The 1195-nt window shown below is 72.5% G+C and carries 2 protein-coding genes; one reads left to right on the top strand and one right to left on the bottom strand.

All coding sequences use genetic code 11. The features are described 5' to 3' along the window. Positions 1 to 101: 101 nt before the first annotated feature. A complete protein-coding gene (locus tag ABTZ03_RS14155) occupies positions 102 to 443 on the bottom strand; it encodes a hypothetical protein (RefSeq protein ID WP_350513200.1) in 342 nt (113 codons plus the stop codon). Positions 444 to 769: 326 nt separating this feature from the next. On the opposite strand from ABTZ03_RS14155, the gene ABTZ03_RS14150 reads away from it, so the two are divergent. After that, complete coding sequence (locus tag ABTZ03_RS14150; protein ID WP_350513199.1) at positions 770 to 1039, top strand: hypothetical protein; 270 nt, start codon at positions 770 to 772, stop codon at positions 1037 to 1039. Positions 1040 to 1195 lie beyond the last annotated feature (156 nt).

The raw sequence follows: 1195 nt of genomic DNA, 5'->3' as shown, positions 1-1195 counted from the left end.
GCCCGCCGTGAGAGGCACTTGAGTACACCCGCGCGCTGTTCGTTGCTGGAGCCGCCGAACCTCCACCCCACTCCTCTTCGTCTGTCGGGGGCTTCGTCCGGTTACACGCCCACGGCCGTTCCGGCGTGGGCTTCGGCGGACTGGTACGTGTCGTCGCCCTCGAACCGCGCGCTGGCGCCGGTGGCGAGGGTGCTGGCGACGATGACCGGATCGAGGAGCTTGGACCCGGAGTTCAGGCGGGCGATGCCGCTCTGGTCGGTGGTCGCGCTGCCGACGCGCTGGCCGCTGGCGGTACTGAAGAAGGTGATCTCCCGCCCCACGATCGGCTTGCCGTCGGCGTCGGTGAGGGTGGCCTCGAAGTCACCGCTGATCGGGGCGTTGAGGAGGACGTGGCCGGTGACCGTCCGCGTCGTCAGATGAACAGGCTGCTTTTCGGAAGTCATGGCGTAATCTCCCGGATGCTCTGAGTATCTCCTTCCACCGTAGCCACCCGAACGGCCCAGTGCATCCGGGCCGGATCGCGGTCGCCCGGCGCCGGGGCGCCCGCCGGCTGCGGACGGTCGCGCCGGGCGCACTTCCTCCAGTCGAATGATTCGGCAGCTGATCGCACGATCGGACATTTCCGCAGGTGGGGGCAGTGTTTCCGCATGCTCCCCGTTTGCTGCCCGGCGCGGCGCACCTTGCTTCGCCGTCACCGTGCGTCGCTACTTGATCGCGGCGGGCCGTCCAGGGTCCGTCCCACCGATCAACTGCTCCATGGAGGATCATCATGCGTACTCTTCAGCGCGTCCTGGCCGTCGGCGCCCTGGCCGCCCCGCTCGTGCTCGGCTGCGCGGGCCTGGCCTCGGCTCAGGAGGGCCTCGAAGCGAACTACGGGACGGGCCAGTTCGTCGCCAACGAGAACGGCGCCGGGATCGCGGACGCCAACTCGGCCGTCACTTCCGACGGGGCCCAGCACACCAACTACTGGATCTGGGCCGATGACAGCGGCGTCTCCGGCGCGTTCACGGGTGCGGGCGCCACCTGGCAGAACGGCTGACGCGGCGCACGCCCCCCCATCAACGGCCCACCGCCCGACCGGCGGTGGGGGGGGGGGGGGGCGGGGCGCCCCCCCCCCCCCCCCCCGCCCCCCCCCCCCGGGGGGGGGGGGGGCCCCGGGGGGGGGGGCGGGGCCCCGGGTGCAGGGGGCGGCCGG

It is taken from the genome of Kitasatospora sp. NPDC096077, from assembly GCF_040303245.1.
Lineage (GTDB): Bacteria > Actinomycetota > Actinomycetes > Streptomycetales > Streptomycetaceae > Kitasatospora.
Note: the sequence above shows the minus strand (reverse complement) of the source record. Positions and strands in the feature narration are given on the sequence as shown.

What these genes read in the sequence shown, in the direction of transcription:
- ABTZ03_RS14150 (WP_350513199.1), top strand. Translation starts at nt 770, where the DNA reads ATGCGTACTCTTCAGCGCGTCCTGGCCGTCGGCGCCCTGGCCGCCCCG.
- ABTZ03_RS14155 (WP_350513200.1), bottom strand. Translation starts at nt 443, where the DNA reads ATGACTTCCGAAAAGCAGCCTGTTCATCTGACGACGCGGACGGTCACC.